Source organism: Desulfosarcina sp. (assembly GCF_046496365.1).
Taxonomy (GTDB): Bacteria; Desulfobacterota; Desulfobacteria; order Desulfobacterales; family Desulfosarcinaceae; genus Desulfosarcina.
Genome location: NZ_JAWOHB010000006.1, coordinates 1 through 17,036, shown reverse-complemented (window position 1 = coordinate 17,036; position 17,036 = coordinate 1). Strand labels below are relative to the sequence as shown.

The following is a 17,036-nucleotide window of genomic DNA, read 5'->3' as shown; positions in this document are numbered from 1 at the left end:
GCCGGTTTTGGCCTGGCTTGCCGATGCCCAGCGGTAGGTTTTCAGCGACCCGAAATCGGTAGCCGGGTCATAATCCTGACTGACCTGGATGCCTGAGCAGCCACTGACAACCAGCGCCGTCACGAGAAGGGCAAACCAGAATTTTCTGATCATATAAACCTCCACTGATTCAACTGCTGAAATGGAAGATGACCAACACCCATCACCTGCCATCCATGACGGTTAAAGCCGGAAACCATTCGAGGTAAGGCTATCTGTCCATCATAATTAGCATATTGGTGAGATAAGTCAAAACAAGACGTAGGCTTGGCTGAAAAAAGGACCGCATTGCCCCCGGTCGGGAAGCGCTGGCCATGCTGACGACTGCCGGATAACCGTGGCGTTCACGAAAAAATTTTGGCGTCTTCGAGCTTGATCTCGAGTTCGGCCATGGTGATCTCGGTAAGCCCAAAGTAATCGGCTTCTGTTGTGGCGGCGAGCACACACGGCTCAACTCCCCTTAGGCCGATGCCCAGACTGTTGGTGGTCTTGTCAGCCAGGCGGACCATCATCATCAGATCATTGCCCTTTTCCGGTTCGGCCTTGTGATGGTCCCGGGCGATGCGGCAGTACTGGTCCGGGAGGTTCCAGTGACGCAGCATGGCGTAGCCGTACATCGTGTGAAAGTTGTCCATCACCTCGTGCAGCAGGACTTCGGGGGGTATCTGTTTCAAGGTGTCGGAGCGTCTGACCGCATCGGTGACGGTGAGGATGAGCAGTTTACCCATGTCGTGGAGCAGTCCGGCCGTGAATGCCTCCTGGGCCTTGGCCTTGAGCCCGCAGCGGTTGGCAATCCACTGTGCGCTGATGGCACAACCCACCGAATGGCGCCACAGGTCTTGCATCAGGTGGTTGATGAAGGGGTCTTTGGAACGGAACTGCCGTTTTTGGGTTACCAGGATGGCGATGTTGGCGATTTCGCGGCTGCCCAGCCGTACAATGGCCGTGCGCACCGTGGCAGCCTTCTGCAGGCCCTTGTAAAATGCTGAGTTGGCAATGCGAAGCACTTGACTGGTCAGCGAAGGATCACAGGTGATCATCTTTTCGATGACGTCCATGTCCGGTTCCGCTTTGGATGCCTCGTGCTGAATTTTCATGCCCGTGGCATCGAAGACGGGCAGCACGGCCTTGCGACTGGTCAGGTAGGACTTGATAATTTGCAGAAATGACTGTTCCTGGTTCATCGGTCGATCACTTTCCAAGCATTCGCTCCAGTTCTCCGAGGGGACGCGGTTTCTGAAATCGGGGCAGGCAGCGCATAATTTCTTCGACGGTGGTGATGCCACGGGCTGCTTTGTAAAGTCCGTCTTCGAACAGGGTTACCAGCCCAGTCGTTTCCGTACAGATGTGCCGTATCTGGTGGCTGGTCTTGCGCTGGATCAGTCCATCCCTGACGGTATCATTGAGCACCAGCACCTCGAAGGCGGCTACGCGCTTGCGGTAGCCGGTGTAGCGGCAGTGGCTGCAGCCTCTGCCTTTCATGAAGGTGGCGCCTTCCAGGTGGTGAGGCTCGCAGCCGATGCGCAGCAGATCCATGGGAATCAGCTGGTATGGCCGGGCGCAGTGTTTGCAGACGCGGCGCAGCAGGCGCTGGGCCACCACACACACCACCGTGGAGGAGATCAGAAACGCGTCGATATCCATGTTCAAAAGTCGCAGCAAACCGCCGATGCTGTCCTCGGTGTGGAAGGTGGTGAGAACCTTGTGGCCGGTAAGAGCTGCCTGAACGGCCACTTCCGCCGAGAAGGTGTCGCGGATTTCTCCGATGACGATGATGTCCGGGTCCTGGCGCACGATGTGCCGCAACGAGTCTTCGTAGGTGAGGTTGATCTTGGGATCAATGGAGCATTGGCCGATGCCGTCAATGACATATTCCACCGGATCCTCGGCGGTGATGATGCTGGCCTCCATCGTGTTGAGGTGGCTGATACAGCTGTAAACGGTCGTGGTCTTTCCAGAACCGGTGGGGCCGGTAATCAGGACCACCCCGCTAGGGCGGTCCAGGGCGTCTTCCCGGAAACTGTGCATCACTCGTCTGGCCATGCCGATCTGGTTGAGGTCGAGCAGTTCCGTCTGCCGATTCAAAAGCCGCAGAACGATTTTTTCTCCTTTTACCGTGGCGTAGAAGGAGACCCGGATATCCATGTGGTGCTCGCCGTGATTGAATAGGATCCGGCCTCCCTGGTGGCGCCGCCGTTCGGCGATATCCGCCTTGCACAGCACCTTGATGCGTGAAGAGAGCGCTTGGGCGATATTCATCGGGTAGTCCCTGTGTAGAACAAGAACGCCGTCCAGACGGAATCTGACCCGCAAGCGGTCGGCCAGCGGATCGATATGAATGTCGCTTACGTCGACAGCCTCAATGGCATCCACGATGATGGCGTTGACGATGTCAACCACCGACTCTCCGGTTTCTGAGGAGATATATTCAGTGGCTTTCCTGTCGGTCCGCAGGTGCTCGATGGCGGCTTTAATGGATGCTTTGGTGGTGATGGCCGTGATGACCGGCATGCGCAGCGCACTGGTGGCAGCATCGACATCCCTTGGATCCAAGGGGTCGGCAAAGGCTACCAGCACCCTGTCGCCCTCCATTCGAATCGGGACGAAGTGATGCTCCTGGTATCGGAGGACGGATCCCCTGCTGAACAGGTCGGGATCGATTTTCAGGAAATCGGGCTCGATGAACGCGAACCCCAGTTGAAGGGAGAGCACGCTGATCAGCTTGCGTTCCTCGATGAGATTGTGAGCCACCAGCACTTCACCCAGCTTCCGTCTGGGTGTTTCCTCCTGCTGAAGGGTCAGGGCCAGTTCCAGATCCTCCTTTGAAATCAGGCCCAGTTCCACTAGAAAATCGCCGATCCTCAGGGATGGCGCATGTTCCCTCAAGGTGCTTCGGATCTGCTCTTCCGTCAGGTAGCCCAGCTCCTTGATGATTTCAAGGAGGGGTTTGTCGGTTTTGAGCTTGGATTGGACGCGCAGGGCGTATTGTACCTGCTTGTCGTTGAGCTGCCCGACCTCTATCAGGAGGCTGATGATTTTACCGTATTGTGCCGATTCATTTTTGTCCGGGGCCACGGGGTCGCTTTTCTCCACCTGCTGATGGTTGCTGCAAACAGTGTTTGCGCGATGATGGCTTGCGCCCGGCATTTCCATTTTTAATTAACACCCTGCAAAGGTTGGCGGTTAATGAAAATGCCGCCTGATCATTTCCGGGCTTCTCCACCAGTTATCGGTTTGAATGTAAAGATCTTTAATTTGTTTTTCCACATCCTGCCGGAGGGCTTCGAAGGCGTGGGCATCCAGGCGGCGGGGTATGACGATGGGCGGGGCGAAACGAACGAAGATTTTGGAAAAGGGCTTGGGCACCATGAATCGGTCCCAGCTGCTGAAGACCCAGCATCGCTGGGCAGACAGGATCACAGGCAGGATGGGCGCACCGGAAAATTGGGCGATGCTGAGCAGACCGGGCTTGATCACGCCGAAGGGCCCCTGGGGGCCGTCGACGATGTGGCCGACACGGTATCCCTGGCGGGTCAGCGCGTGCAGTTCTTTGAGCGCACGAAGGCTGCCTTTGGATGACGATCCGCGCACCGCCCGCCATCCCAGAATGTCCACCACCCGTGCAATCATTTCACCGTCGCGGCTCTGGCTGATCATGATGGCGATGGGTTTGCGCGTGGCAAAGAAGGTGATGCCCGGGAAAAAGCGCTGGTGCCAGGAGGCATAGACCACTGTACCGTGAGCGTCTAAAACCCGCTGTTCGTGCTCCCTATCCACCAGCCTATAGCGGTAGGTCCGGGAAAGGAGTCTGACAAACAGCAGGCCGACTCGCGGAAACAGCTCTTGGTAACAAAAATCCCTGACTTTGCCTTTTACTTTCATGGTTTGCCCGAAAAAATAAGTTATTGAAGGGCCTATAACGCATGCAGCGCCTGCGGGTCAATAGTTGCACAACAAGGCAACCTGCACCTATCAGAGACGGTTTCCCCCTCTCGTTGACGCGGTGCCGAAAGATGGTAATTCTTCAATCATTACAACGGAGGCATAAAGCGCCTTCACTGGCGCCATTGGATCAATCGCCGATCATAAGGAGCAAGGCCATGAAAGATTCAAGCAGTATGCATAAAAAAGTGCAGGAGATGTGCGATTGCTACGCAACCAACGATCCTCTCAAAGAGATGTCGACGCTTAAAAACGATTCCGACACTGACGCCGCTGCGTTAAAGTGGGTGGCCCTGGCGGCCCTGCACGGTGTCAATAACAATGCAAAAAAGATATCCATTCATCGTGGCGATGACGGCAACATCACCGTCCTTGCAGAATACAGAACCACCGAACTGCCGTCGCCGGGCCACGAGGCTGGCTCAAGGATTTTCGAAACCATAAGGGAGATGACGCACATCGACGCCGAAAAAGGCAAGACCGCGCTTGCCTTGGGCATTCGCGACAGCAGCATCGAACTCAATGTCAAAATCAAAATGAAAAACGGCGCCGAAAAAATCAGCATCGGTTTTCCCGATAGGTGAGAAGCCCGATTGCTAAGGCATAAATCCAAACAAGAAGGCATCCCTTCTGCGATGGAAGGGATGCCCGTAAAGACCTTTTCAAAGACACCATCACGGTGATCGTGGGGCACGATCGGCTGCAGGCGATTTTGATGGAACGCAACGCCAATTATGCCAAAGCGGGTTTCACCGAGTTTTCAACACCCCTTCAGAAATCCATGTTGGCCGGCTCGTAGAATTCTTTGGCATGTTTGCAGGACGGGCACTTGGATGGCGGTTCGGTGCCTTCGACGATATAGCCGCAGATGCCGCACTTCCACTTGATCGGCTGCTCGCGCTTGTAAACGGTCCCGGCCTTGACCATCTCAATGAGTTTTCGGTAGCGTTCGCGATGGTGGGCTTCGATCCTGGCCACCTGTTGAAATGCGATCATGGCCTGGGTCTCCCCTTCTGCTTCGGCCTCCTTGGCGAACTGCGGATACATGCTTTCCACTTCGTAGTCTTCCCCGCCCATGGCCTCCTTCAGATTGGCCAGGGTGTCGCCGATGCCGCCCAGCAGTTTCAAATGGTCCTTGGCGTGCTGCATCTCGTTGAAGGCGGTCTCATCGAAAAGCTTGGCAATGTAATGGTAGCCCTCTTTCCGGGCGACATTGGCAAAAAAGGTGTACTTGTTGCGGGCCTGGGATTCGCCGGCAAAGGCTGCCTTCAGATTGTCGGTGGTCTTGCTCATTGTTCCTCCTTGTGTGTGTATGGGGTTGCATCTGTTTTCAAGTTTGGTTCGGCTGAACCAAAAACGTTTTTATAGCGGGAAACCTTACGTTTGATCGGGTCGATTCGGGTCAGGATCTGCCCGCCGCGATCTGAGGGACTGCGCCGTCCTTATGCCCTTGGGTACATTTTTCACAATAACCTTTTAAAACGACCCGTCTGCTGATCACTTTGAACACCGCGGCAATCGCTTCCGGCGCGTCGAGTCGGGCGTAGCCTTCATATTCAAAATCAATGATCCGGCCGCATGCGATGCAGTGCAGGTGATGGTGGTCCGTGATGTCGGGATCGAAACGCTTGGGGCCGCCAAATACCTCCACAACCTCCACAACCCCGATGTCAGCAAAGGTCAACAGGGTGCGATTGACCGTATCGAAAGAGATGTTCGGGAACTCTTTTTTGACCGCTCTGAACGTCAGATCCGCAGAGGGATGCTGCTTTGACTGTATGAGGAAACGGTAGATGGCAACACGCTGGGGAGTGATTTTCAGCTGGTGGCGGTGGCAGATTTCGACGAAATTCTGCACGTGCTGTTCCATATCTACTATTTGCATGCAGATCTTAAATAGGATTATATCTTATTTGTCAACCCTTTTGTTGAACAGGCAGACCGGCTGGCTTCAATTTGTCGGTCATTGGTTTACGAAACATCCTAAGTTGATGAATTATTCATAACCTGCGGGATTCAGGCATGCCTCTGCGTAGGGATTCAAGGCGGACTGAATTCGGATCTCGAGGATGGCTGCAGATGTCGGCGGCAGACTGCCGCTGGTGATGGATCCGGCGATGTCGGGAAGGAATTGCTGCAGCAGCGGCTGCGGGATGGGGTGGCGCAGGTTGTACATCAACTGCTCACAGGCCTGGCGGGCTTCGGCTCGGGGCCAGTAGTAGCGGATGCGATCACGCAGGCTGTAGCGCTGCAGAAAGCGCAGTTCCTGTTCACTGCCGTGATAGTGGGTGATCCAGTGTTTGGGGTGGTTGTGCATCAGCTGCGCCATGACAGCCATCAGATTGGATCGATGGGTCAGGCCGGGGATTTCATTCTCGATGTGGGCCAGGGCAAAGAGTGCTTCGCGCAGGGCAAAGGTGAGGCAAGGGCCGATTTTGAGCAGTGTAAAGTGGTCCCCTACCATCTTTTTCAGCGCTGACGGGCTTTGGTAATCGGCGGCGTGAATCTCAAATGTCATGGCGTCAGGCAGTTGCTGGTGGAAGGCGGAGATCGCAGTGGCCGCTTGTGAATCGTAGGCGGCCGCCTGGTGGTCGTCGAAATCAATACCGGGTTGGACCACCACGGCCACAACCCGTTCCCAGGCCTTATCAACCCCGCTCCGGTTGAATGCCTTTTTATAGTGCGCCAATTCTGCCATCAGGTCCTGGGGGTCGGTGACGGCCACGGTTTTGTTCTTCCCCAGGGCCCCACCCGGTGCTGGCACCTCGGTTCCGATCACGTACCATGGCGGCTGTCGGCAAAGACGACTGGCGGTGGCTTCAGCGGCACGGCACAGTTCGGCGGCGCGCTGTGCCGCGATCTTCACCGGCAGGCGGTCCCGGGTATCATCGGCACAGCCCCGACCGGTGTCCAGATGCAGCTTGCGGAATCCGGCAGCCACATAGGCCCGGGTCAAGGCTTCGGCTTGGACCATGGCCTTAAAGGCCGGCAACTCACGCCACAGGTGGGGGCCGAGATGGTCCGCCCCCAACAGGATCTGCTTACGGGCCAAGCCGGTATCAGCTGCCTGGCGTGCCACCCGGTCGGCAAAATGAGCCGGTGTCATACCAGTATAACCACCGGACAGGTTGACCTGGTTGGCCGTAGCCTCCACCAGCAGCAATGTCCCGTCATTTTTTGCCCGGGCGGCGGCCGCCGCCAGTACCCGGGGATGTGCCGAACAGATGGCCACCTGGCCACCGATCATGCCTGAAAGATGTCGGTTGCGCAGATCCTTGAGCATGTGCGGACCCATCCTTTCCAGATTAGGCTATACTCCCGATGATAAGAAATGTTATCAACATTTAAACCACAAGACGTTCGGGCACGGATTTTACCGGGCCCCGAAGGTAACAGCGAACCGCTTGACGAAGCGATGCGGCAGACCTTATATTCTCAGGAACAATCAAATGATGCGCATATCACCTGAGCCAGCTGCTGATCCCACCGCATTTTTTCCTGCGCGCAGGGTCATCACCAGAAAGTTGTGGCCGATAATGCCCGATTAAAAAAAGGAGGTCAAATCATGGACGTAAATAAGATACTCTGGCCGACGGACTTTTCCAGTATATCCGAAAAAGCGCTGCCGCATGTTAAATCCCTTACCCAGCAATACGGCGCCGAAATCCACGTTCTGTACGTGATTGAAGACATCGCCCACCATGACGGTTGGTATGGTGCCTTTGAGGAGAAACGTGTCAAAGAACTCATGGCGCATGCCAACAAAACTGCGACCAATCGGTTGGGCCAGATCTGCGAAAAGTACCTCGACGGCTGTCCACTTTATATCAAGCATATTGCAGTGGGTGATGCTGCCAAGGAGATTTTGGCGTTGATCGATAAAGAGAAGGTCGATATGGTCGTCATGGCCAGCCATGGGGAAAAAGGCAATTTCCGCTTTGGCAGTGTGGCTGAAAAGGTCCTGAAAAATTCATCCGTTCCGGTGACGATCATTCCGGTTGAGCCGAATACGTGATACCGGAGCCCTGGACTGTCGTCAGGTGAGGCAAGCCGGGCAGGCGGCAGAATTTTTTCGCTGGGATCCCCCGATTTTCGAAAAGTGGGCCATCGCCTGTTGATGTGTAAAAATGCGCAGCCGGTGTCCAGGCAATACAAATCGAAAAACCGCTGCCCAGGTCCGTGGCCTATCGGGCCCTAAAGATCAAACCCCAGACGACCGAGGACCTCAAACCCGCCAGCACCGTTCAACCGCATGACCACCCCCTCACCTGCGGACATGCCCTGGCCGGTGAGGCTGGATATGGTCACGTAATGGGTTACCAGAACGATCAACTTTCCGTCAGCGGGTTGTTGCGCAAGGAACGCTTTCAGTGCGGTCAGGTTGGGCTCCCGATCCTGGGGCCTTTCATAGAAGGAATTCAGGGCCGGCAACTCGGCGACTGGCCCGAGGCCGAGGCCTTGGGCCGTTTCAAGGCATCGGCACCATTGACTGGCGTAGACACGGGCGGATTGGACGCCCCGCTGGGCCAGCCATTGGCCAATGCGACGGGCCTGGTTGCGCCCACGGTCGTCAAGATTGCGCTGCGTGGTGCAATCACCGATCCGGAAATTTTCAGGATCCCCGTTTCCGGGTGCATACGCATGACGGATCATCAGCACATGCCCGCCGGTTTTAATTTGCTCCACCAGCCAGTCAATATCGGCTGCATGAGCGCTGATGCATACCAGCGTGAACCCGCACAAGGCCGCAAACAAACATTTCCGCTTCATCATGATATACCGCTGCTTAAAGGCCGACTGTAAGTCGGGACGATTCGGACCGCATGCCCAGGACTATATTGCCGGAACATAGGGACGTTGTGCGCAAACGCAACCTGTCCGCTGAAAGGGTACCTGCCACCCGGGTTTTTCTTGCATGGCCTGTGGAGCCAGCTGTCATTCCATTGCCGACGCAATGGTCTGGATGCTGGCGGAGAAGTTTGCTTCGACCTTGTCGAGGAAAACGTTCCAATCGGTGCCGAAGCGGTAAAAGGCCATGGATGATAGCTTCTTGGTAAGGATGGCATCCCGGTAAGGCTTCAACTCTTCGGCATCCAGCGTGTTCATGATCGCATCCCGGCCGAGGCGTTTGATCAGGACGGCCGGAATGTAGTTCTCCAGGACTTTCCAGACCAAATCTTTATCCTTCAAAATGGTGGTGATGTTCTGCTCACAGATTCGCTGCAGAGCGAAAATCTGCTCACTGGTTCTTTCCGAGAGGTCAAACAGGGGAACCGAGGGGTCGGCCGCATGGATCTGGATGAGCATTTCCGTCTCCGCCCGGGCATATTTGTCGACCAGCGTCATGATATCCCGTATCAGCGCCCATCGGGTTTGAATATCGTTGAGCAGTTTGGCTTCGTAGTCGTCTCCGAGCAGAAAGCCGGTAAGCACTTCGGCGATGGAGCTTGAAAAGACGCCGCCTTTGTTGGCCGTGGTATCCTTGATGTGTTTGATGTTGGTGGTGGTGGCGATGGTCCGCCTGGCGGCGTCATCGAAGAAAACGTTGGCGCCATCGACGATGAACCGCAGCTCCTTGAACAGGGATAGAAAATTCTTGACGTTGCTGCGGTTGATGGTGTCTTTGAATCCGCCGCAGGGGATGAAGGCCTGGATGTCCGCCTGGCTGATGAACCGCCGGTTGCCGGGCTCCGCTAAAAAGTTGCGGTGGAACAGGGCTCCGTCCTCCACGACCGTGCCGTCGGGAAGGGTGACGTTTTTAGCGGACAAAGGGACCATGAACCCTTGGGGGCTCAGCTTTTGGACGGGGAAATGGCGAGTATTGGCCCGGGGCGAGGTGTGCCGCATGAAGGCGATTTTCATCAGTGCCTCGCGGTCCAATCCCTGGGGATCAAATAGAATGGATCCGCCGTCGATGATCAGGCAGATTCTGCCTTTATAGCATTGGATTTCATTGGCGCCCAGATCGCCGTCCGGCCCGCCGGTCATCATCAGGTTGAGATCTTCTTCCCTGGCACCGTAATGGGTTATCAAGGTTCTAAAGGCGCCCATGACCCCGGTGGTGGTCATTCCGCTGGTCTCGATTTTCCCTCCGATATGTGCATAGATGGTGTCCATGTCCGTGGTGACGGCAACGGAATCGCCGTCAACCTGCAAGTCCGTTCCCTTTTCCTTGCGGTCGATCAGGCCGAACAGCTTGCCGTTGTCAAGCATGCCATAAGTATCATGGGGAATGCCGATGCTCTTGCCCGTGGTCAGGGTCCTCCAAAAACGGTACCCACGCTCCTGTGAACGATTGGCCACCGCATCCATCAGGGGTGCGGTTCCCTCGTCGGGGCCGAAAAAAATAATTTCGGGTTTGCCGTAATAATCGATAATACTGTTGTCGCCGAGCATCAGGTCGATAATGCCTTCCGTGTAGTCGTGCAGGGCATCCATCCCGTGGCTGGAGTAGATGGCGTGGGGCACCACGACGCCCTTGGAACCGCTTTCGCAGATATCCTTGTGTTTCAGCCGCTGAGCCTTGGGACCCAGGGCGTAATTGAGCAGCACGGCATTATCGACCTCGGTGGGGTAGTTGGCCTGGGAGACGCGGATCAGCCGCAGCCCGCCCCTGGCGATGTCACCGGCCCGCAGGTGGGTGCCGCAGGCGTAGTGGCCGTTGACGAAAAAGATGCCGAAGACGAACTGGTCAAAGACCAGGGGGTCCAGGATGGCATTGTCGAAGCGGAAAGCGAAAGACCGCTTCTCGGGTTTGTAAAAGTTGGTCTTGAGGGTGCATGACACCAGCTTGAACATGAACCTGAAAATATCGCAATGGAGCCAGTTGTCTATGAAGCGGGACGAGATGATCTTGTCGAACTCCTTGAACTTCTCATCCAGCACCGAATTGCTGATTTGGTTTTTGGCTGCCGGGTGGAAGCGCCTTTCGAAAAGATCGTAGAGAAATTTAACCAGGTCCGGATTTTCGGTCACCGCCTCCAGGATGGCCTTGTAGACGTAGGTGGACTTGTTGGAGCCGTGGATCCTTCCGGCAAAGGCGTCCTTGTGATCCTTGCTGGCCAGACTCTGCAGGATCTCCCGATCCATGGCGTTGTCCCGCTCCTTGAAGATGAACATGTGGGTAAAATCCGCAGCGTTACCGGCAAAGAGCATCTCGTTGAAGGACAGTCGACCGTTTACATACAGGTCCGTGACGCGGTTGATGCCGAAGGAGAGATAGGCGCACAGGTCTCGCAGCAGCTCAGCTTCCTTTTTGCGGGACAGTTCCCCCCGGATATACAGGGAGCAGATGGACGAGGGTACGGGAGATTTGCCCCAGTAGGGCTCCCAGTATGCGCGTTTGAGCACCAGGCCGTGGTCTTCCAAAAGTTTGCGCAGCACGGGCAGCTGGGGTGAGGCGAAATCGCTGTTAAACATCAGGCGCATCTCCCCGGTATCGGGCAGGTTGAACACCTCGATCAGGGGGGTGACGGCCTTTTCGGACTGCTTGAGGAATTTTTCGTAGCGCTGACGGGTGGGCTCTGGGGTGGTCATATAGTCACCGGCCAGGGTGAACAGAAACCGTGAATCTGTAAAGGCCGCCCGAGGATAGTCGCGGACCGTTTCGGGGCGGATGATGTATGTGAAGTAGTTGCTCTCCGGGCTGTAATAGTATTCACGCCGGTGGCCGGAGATCATGCTTTCAAGTATCTTTTCCATGCTGTCGCGGGTTTCAAGGGTGGCGATGCGGACCCGCTGGATATTGTTTTCCTGCTCCAGGTCGAAATCGATGTGGGCGACCCGCCCCACCAGGACGACCTTGCCGTCCTTGACGGTGATGCTCGTGGCGATGGAGGCCAACAGATGTTTGAGGGATTCCTTTTTGATGTTTTCGAAGAAATAGGTGGGAAGCCCCAGATCTTCCAGCAGGATGCCTGCCGCCATGTTGATGCAGTTGGCCGTCAGAAGACCATCGGAGGACAGGTCCACCACCGCTTCGTACAGGACGCTGGGGTTGAGCTTTACGCTCTGGGCCTTTTCGATGATATAGGCACCTTTGGAAACCGAATCGGGGCGCTTGAATTGACTTTCCATGGCATCTCCTTAAAAAATTGCTGTTAATCGGTTTGCGCAGACGGGTGGTAACCTGCCTTACAGCCAGATCACCGACTTGGCCGCTTCAATTATCAAAAATTGCTCTGAAACAAAACCAAATTCCGTGGCCCCAAGGAAAGGGGCTCTCCAAGGCCATACCGGGGAACTGAGAGATGCGCTTATTTACCGAAACGCCATAGCTGAAGGCTGTCAAGCAGTTGGTTGAAGGCGGGCAGTTCTTCATCAAAATAATGTCGCTGGGTCGCCGTGTATCGCAAATTGAAGTACAGTTCATCCAAAATAACGCCGTAGTATAGGGTTTTTACAGCCACACCCAATTGATCCTGATAGCTGTATGTCAACCTGAAGCCGGCATGACCGGCCACCATCGCCGGTTGGCTGGCCAGCAGGTTAAATTGTCGGATCAAAGGATCGGAATGCAGGTTGTCGGTGATCAGTTGGACGGCCTCATGGGGCAGCATGTCGGGGCTCAGTTTTTGTTTTGTGTACCGAAACCCTTGGTCAACCGGCCTTGATTGAATGAGAACATACGCCAGATAAGGACCGTCCTTGGTAAGCATCATTGATTCCTGTGTGTTCAGTTGCATCCATCCCTCGGGCGGTCTGATCGACCATTGCGGTCCGCAGAGTTGATTCGGGGCGGCTTTCCATGGTCCGGCACAGGCAGTCAGCATCAGTGCCACCACCATCCAGGCCTTTATCGCGGGTCTGTGATAAGCTAATTTTGGCATTGACGCAGATATCCCTTTATAAATTCGCTTGCATGGTCCTGGGGCGCCAGACTGAGAAATGCTTCGAAGTGCATTTTAGCCGTCTGAAATCGGCCGGCCTTATAATTCAGTTCTCCCAAAGCCCGATGGGCCAATGGAAACTCAGGATCGATCTCCAGGGCCTTTTGATACGATCCAATACACTGGTTTTTAACATCGGCATCGTTGCGCCGACGCTGGATCTCTCCTTTGAGATAATATGCGCGGGCATTATCCTGCTTCAACATCAGAAATCTGGAGATGCTCCGATCCGCCTGGCGCCAGTCACCACAATTGAGGGCGGCCTGCGCATTGGCCAATAAGGCCGGGGTTATGCGGTTAAGGAAAAAATCACGGCCGCCATCGGCAGTCGAGGTGCAGGTTATTCTCTCCGGGGTTTGACCCATAATCGTCCGCATGTCTTTTATGCGCTTTTCCAGCCGTTGGATGGTCTCAGTCGATCCCTGGTCCTGCAAGCTCTTATTGAGGTTGGACATGAGGGGAAGAACTTCAGCTTCGCAATAACCGGCAGCTTTAAGGATTGTCAACCCTTCGTCGTCGGCCTGGTATTCGGCGGCATCGATCTTTTGCTGCATGGTCGGTATGCCGGCCGCCCGTGTCTGCCGGGCATACGATAAACCGGTACCGGGAATGGACATCTGAAAATGATCGTAAAGCAGCACGGTGTGCTGGCGAGCATAATGAACCAGCTCATGGGCGAGGATCATGGCCAACTGGTCTTCGTTTTCTATCTGGCTGAGGATGCCGGTGGTCAGAAGACAGTACCCATTGGGGTAAGCGTAGGCTTCCATGCGCGTATCCGTGACAACTTTGATGGTCGGCGATCTTAAATTGGAGTGTACCTGTTCCCACAAACGGTCGGTCACTGCCTGTACATAGTCTGACACGGTCCGGTCCGGCAGTAAGATGCCGCGCTGCTCCAGCGTCGCCTGCTCCTGAGCGGCGAGCCGCCACAAGCGCGATGCCTGGCTTGACGCAGCCACCCGGTCCAGAGCATGCAACGGTGCTGCCCAGGTACACAGCACTATCATCCATGCCACGCCGATATCCCGGAGGGTGGTCATGACCCTTGCTCCCAGAAGTCGGCCATTGCGGCTGCCACCAGTGCGTTAATGCCTTCCTGGGTTTGAAGATTGTATTTCAGGTGGTCGCCGTGCATGCCGTACCAGATAATGCGGCCTTCAGGTTCCACTACGGCAATGCTGATCCAGTTTTGGGTTGGCTGGTCGGCAGTGGTCTGATGACCAAGGGCCAGCACCAAGCCGTCGGCCCCGCTGTCCTTAAGGATTCTGGCCACTGGTCCCAGGGCATAATCAAAGGCCTTTACCTTGGTCGGAAAAACCTGCGGACCGAACGTGTGCAGCTGGATGGAACGGTTTACGGATCGATAAAGTGAAATGATGTCAACAATTTCGGATTGTTGCATAAATCCGTCGTCAACTGTTTGGACCGAAAAATGACGCCCCTGCAGTTGCCGGACAATGGCCTGTTGCGTGCGGTGTTGGGCCTTTTGGCTGTGGATATCCTGTGGCAGCCGGCTTCCGTCGGGCATTTTTTCGAATATGCCGATTTCGGGCCCCAGGACCAGCATGACGGCCATGGAATGTCGCAAACCTTGGAATTGGGGATGAAATCGTGTTGAGGTATAGCTGCACCCGGAGGTGAAAAGAGCGATCAGGATAACCATCAATATGGATCGGCGGTAAATTGGCATTTGGGGAAGGTTTAGCTTCGGCAACTTGTGGCTGTGCTCCTCTCTCAGCGGGTTATGCTTTGGGTACAGCAAATTTCAGACCAACACGGGAAAAATTAATTTAATATATATTTACAGAATGTTAGGTTATTAAGGGATCAATGGGGAGTTGGGTTTGCCATTATTGAACACAGCAGGTGACAAAAAAATGTCAAAAAAATGTCTACCTTGACATTTTCTCCTAATTGCTTATTATTAAAGACATTCAAGGACTAACGTGGTTTGGCCTTACAATTACGAGAGGGAGGACGGGGCAATGAAAAAAATGGTTGTTTTGATTTTTTTGGCGCTTTTTTTGGCAAGTTGCGGGCAATCTGCAGTCAGGTCCGAGTTTCTGCAGCACGACACCATGTACAGGAATTGGGATCATATGAAATTCAGCTGGTTTGGCAACAACCCAACAGCCGAAGACCTGGAAAAAACTGCCGATCAAAAATGGTGGGGTATTGAAGTGCCATATGTACCAGGCCAGTAGTTGCCTGAAATGCGTTGATCCGAGCGTCTATGCGTTTCCTGAATCCAACCCGGGATAGGATGGTCCTTTCCCGGGTTTTTTCTCAGGCCTGATCGCCACGAGCTTTATTTTTAGAGCGCCGGTTGCGCTTCACATTTGTTTTCAACTCTTGGATAAGGTCAGGAATTTGTTTCAGTGATGCCCATAAGCGCAGGGTCTGTCGGTAGTCATCGGCAGGGAGTCCCAGCACTGTTTTTCCCGGTGGCACATCACTTATAACGCCTGCGTTTCCGCCAAGTTTGGCACCGGCGCCAACGGTGACATGATCCGAGACAATCGCACGCCCTCCCATAATCACGCCATCGCCTAAAGTCACCGATCCAGCCAGGCCGGACTGCCCGGCCATTACACATGCGCGGCCGATTTTGCAATTGTGGGCAATTTGAACGAGGTTGTCTATTTTTGTACCGTCGCCAATGGATGTGGCACTGAATTTACCGCGATCGACACAACTGCCGGCTCCAATCTCAACGCCGTCCCCAATCTCAACTGTTCCGATTTGTGGGATCTTGACCAATCCGCGACCATCGGGGGAAGGTCGATAGCCAAAGCCGTCGGCACCGATGGTTACATTGGGATGGATGATACAGCCACTGCCAATATGGCATCGTTCACGGATGACCGTACCTGACCAAACAACAGTTTCGCTGCCGATGTGGGTGTCGTCCAATACAGTAACATTGGGATAGAGTTTGGCGCCCTTACCGATGACAACATTGGGCCCAATGTAGCAACCGGCCCCGATTGCAGCGCCTGCACCGACTCTTGCGGAGGAGTCAATCACCGCGGTCGAATGAATGCCGACTTCACATTTCGGAGGTTCTGGCTCAAACATCTTAAGAACTTGAACCAATGCGAGATCAGCGTCGGCAACGCGCAACAGGGCCCGGTTCTGTCCCGGTTCGATTTCGATACTATTTTTAACAATTGCAACCGATGCTCTTGATTGGTGCCATGACTTAATATATTTCTTCTCACCTATAAATGTCAGCTGATTTTCCGTTGCCGTGGAGATTTGTTCCACACCGGTGATCAGGATTGTCGAGTTGCCAACAATCATTCCGCCAATCGCCTGATTAATCTCTTCGATTGTAAATTGCTTCACAGCTTCCCCTTAATAACGAACTGTATTTGGGTTGATCGGTATTCAAAATTAATGGCAGGGGTACCATCAAATTAAAGATTTTGATATAGGTAACATCTGCAAAACCTATCCAGACACAATTGTATGTGCGTATACCCAAATCACTGCCGGGGTGTTGGAATGGCGAAAACTGCCCCTGCTGCAGGAATATTTGCCATTGAGAATCAATAATTCTGTTGGTGCGCATTTTTTTGCGGACTTTTTACATTGTCTGTTGTATGAATGCGCTTGCGACCGAATGTAAAGGCCAGTAGCTCGAATTGGTAGAGCGCCGGACTCCAAATCCGGGTGTTGGGGGTTCGAGTCCCTCCTGGCCTGCCATTTAATACAAAAGGGGGGCCAACCGAAGGGGTGGTTCCCCCTTTGGTTTTTTGTGATTTACCAGTGGTGCGGTTGTCCCGAAAGCCCCCGGGCGATCGCGAACAGAGGTCTGATCCTTCATGAGCAGCGGGTGTTCGTCCTCCTGACCATATTCCCCGTCAAGGCTAAAGGTTAAACGCGGTGTCTTAACTTCTGGCGGGAAAAAAGCCCCTGTTTTTAGGTTCTGTAGGCGAGAAGATAGGTCAACGCAAACCTACAAAAAGCCCTTGACTTATCTTTGGAAAAGGGTTTATATGCGGTCTTTCTTGAAACGGCAGACTGTCTTTTCAGGACTCCCGCCGAGGTAGCTCAGTCGGTAGAGCAGGTGACTGAAAATCCCCGTGTCGGCAGTTCGATTCTGTCCCTCGGCACCAATAGAATCAAGGGTTTAGTCATGCGAAAACGCCCCAAGGAGCT

Annotated in this window: 15 protein-coding genes and 2 tRNA genes; 5 read left to right on the top strand and 12 right to left on the bottom strand. The window is 54.4% G+C overall.

What is annotated here, in order from left to right; translation table 11 throughout:
* Positions 1-383: 383 nt before the first annotated feature.
* The 3 genes from R6V78_RS00255 to R6V78_RS00245 all read right to left on the bottom strand — a co-directional run bounded on the left by R6V78_RS00255 (position 384) and on the right by R6V78_RS00245 (position 3,921).
* On the bottom strand, positions 384-1,241 hold the full coding sequence (locus R6V78_RS00255) for an HDOD domain-containing protein (RefSeq protein WP_410287308.1): 858 nt from the start codon (positions 1,239-1,241) through the stop codon (positions 384-386).
* Positions 1,231-3,114: a GspE/PulE family protein gene (locus R6V78_RS00250; RefSeq protein WP_410287307.1), complete on the bottom strand. Its 1,884-nt coding sequence runs from the start codon at positions 3,112-3,114 to the stop codon at positions 1,231-1,233. The genes R6V78_RS00255 and R6V78_RS00250 overlap by 11 nt, the downstream gene beginning before the upstream one ends.
* A 108-nt stretch (positions 3,115-3,222) precedes the next feature.
* Positions 3,223-3,921 (bottom strand): lysophospholipid acyltransferase family protein, encoded by a 699-nt coding sequence (locus R6V78_RS00245; RefSeq protein ID WP_410287306.1) that lies wholly within the window; start codon positions 3,919-3,921, stop codon positions 3,223-3,225.
* A gap of 218 nt (positions 3,922-4,139) precedes the next feature.
* On the opposite strand from R6V78_RS00245, the gene R6V78_RS00240 reads away from it, so the two are divergent.
* Entirely contained in the window at positions 4,140-4,565 is a 426-nt protein-coding gene (locus R6V78_RS00240; protein ID WP_410287305.1) for a hypothetical protein, read from the top strand.
* A 187-nt stretch (positions 4,566-4,752) separates the two neighbouring features.
* Here the strand turns inward: R6V78_RS00240 and R6V78_RS00235 are convergent, their stop codons facing one another.
* From R6V78_RS00235 to R6V78_RS00225, 3 genes are all read right to left on the bottom strand, one after another.
* Positions 4,753-5,274 carry a rubrerythrin family protein gene (locus R6V78_RS00235; RefSeq protein WP_410287304.1) on the bottom strand — a complete coding sequence of 174 codons (522 nt, stop codon included), beginning with the start codon at positions 5,272-5,274 and terminating at the stop codon, positions 4,753-4,755.
* 109 nt (positions 5,275-5,383) lie between these two features.
* Positions 5,384-5,866, bottom strand: coding sequence for a Fur family transcriptional regulator (locus tag R6V78_RS00230; RefSeq protein WP_410287303.1), 483 nt, complete (start codon positions 5,864-5,866; stop codon positions 5,384-5,386).
* 111 nt (positions 5,867-5,977) lie between these two features.
* Entirely contained in the window at positions 5,978-7,264 is a 1,287-nt protein-coding gene (locus tag R6V78_RS00225) for a class II D-tagatose-bisphosphate aldolase non-catalytic subunit (protein ID WP_410287302.1), read from the bottom strand.
* Between the two features lie 282 nt (positions 7,265-7,546).
* On the opposite strand from R6V78_RS00225, the gene R6V78_RS00220 reads away from it, so the two are divergent.
* Complete coding sequence (locus R6V78_RS00220) at positions 7,547-7,996, top strand: universal stress protein (RefSeq protein ID WP_410287301.1); 450 nt, start codon at positions 7,547-7,549, stop codon at positions 7,994-7,996.
* Positions 7,997-8,175: 179 nt separating this feature from the next.
* Here the strand turns inward: R6V78_RS00220 and R6V78_RS00215 are convergent, their stop codons facing one another.
* The 5 genes from R6V78_RS00215 to R6V78_RS00195 form a co-directional block, all read right to left on the bottom strand.
* Positions 8,176-8,754 (bottom strand): histidine phosphatase family protein, encoded by a 579-nt coding sequence (locus R6V78_RS00215; protein ID WP_410287300.1) that lies wholly within the window; start codon positions 8,752-8,754, stop codon positions 8,176-8,178.
* A gap of 162 nt (positions 8,755-8,916) precedes the next feature.
* Entirely contained in the window at positions 8,917-12,057 is a 3,141-nt protein-coding gene (locus tag R6V78_RS00210; protein ID WP_410287299.1) for an NAD-glutamate dehydrogenase domain-containing protein, read from the bottom strand.
* A 179-nt stretch (positions 12,058-12,236) separates the two neighbouring features.
* Positions 12,237-12,539, bottom strand: coding sequence for a hypothetical protein (locus tag R6V78_RS00205; protein ID WP_410287298.1), 303 nt, complete (start codon positions 12,537-12,539; stop codon positions 12,237-12,239).
* A gap of 257 nt (positions 12,540-12,796) precedes the next feature.
* Entirely contained in the window at positions 12,797-13,912 is a 1,116-nt protein-coding gene (locus tag R6V78_RS00200; protein WP_410287297.1) for a M48 family metalloprotease, read from the bottom strand.
* Complete coding sequence (locus tag R6V78_RS00195; protein ID WP_410287296.1) at positions 13,909-14,448, bottom strand: hypothetical protein; 540 nt, start codon at positions 14,446-14,448, stop codon at positions 13,909-13,911. Before R6V78_RS00195 ends, R6V78_RS00200 begins: the two co-directional genes overlap by 4 nt.
* Positions 14,449-14,857: 409 nt before the next feature.
* On the opposite strand from R6V78_RS00195, the gene R6V78_RS00190 reads away from it, so the two are divergent.
* Positions 14,858-15,076, top strand: a complete 219-nt coding sequence (locus R6V78_RS00190) for a hypothetical protein (RefSeq protein WP_410287295.1) — start codon at positions 14,858-14,860, stop codon at positions 15,074-15,076.
* 82 nt (positions 15,077-15,158) lie between these two features.
* Here the strand turns inward: R6V78_RS00190 and lpxD are convergent, their stop codons facing one another.
* The gene (gene lpxD / locus R6V78_RS00185) at positions 15,159-16,220 is read right to left on the bottom strand and encodes a UDP-3-O-(3-hydroxymyristoyl)glucosamine N-acyltransferase (protein WP_410287294.1); all 1,062 of its coding nucleotides are present in this window, start codon (positions 16,218-16,220) and stop codon (positions 15,159-15,161) included.
* Positions 16,221-16,503: 283 nt separating this feature from the next.
* Here lpxD and R6V78_RS00180 point away from each other — a divergent pair.
* Both R6V78_RS00180 and R6V78_RS00175 read left to right on the top strand, forming a co-directional pair.
* A tRNA-Trp gene (locus tag R6V78_RS00180) sits at positions 16,504-16,580 on the top strand.
* Positions 16,581-16,917: 337 nt separating this feature from the next.
* A tRNA-Phe gene (locus tag R6V78_RS00175) sits at positions 16,918-16,993 on the top strand.
* The last annotated feature ends 43 nt before the right edge of the window (positions 16,994-17,036 follow it).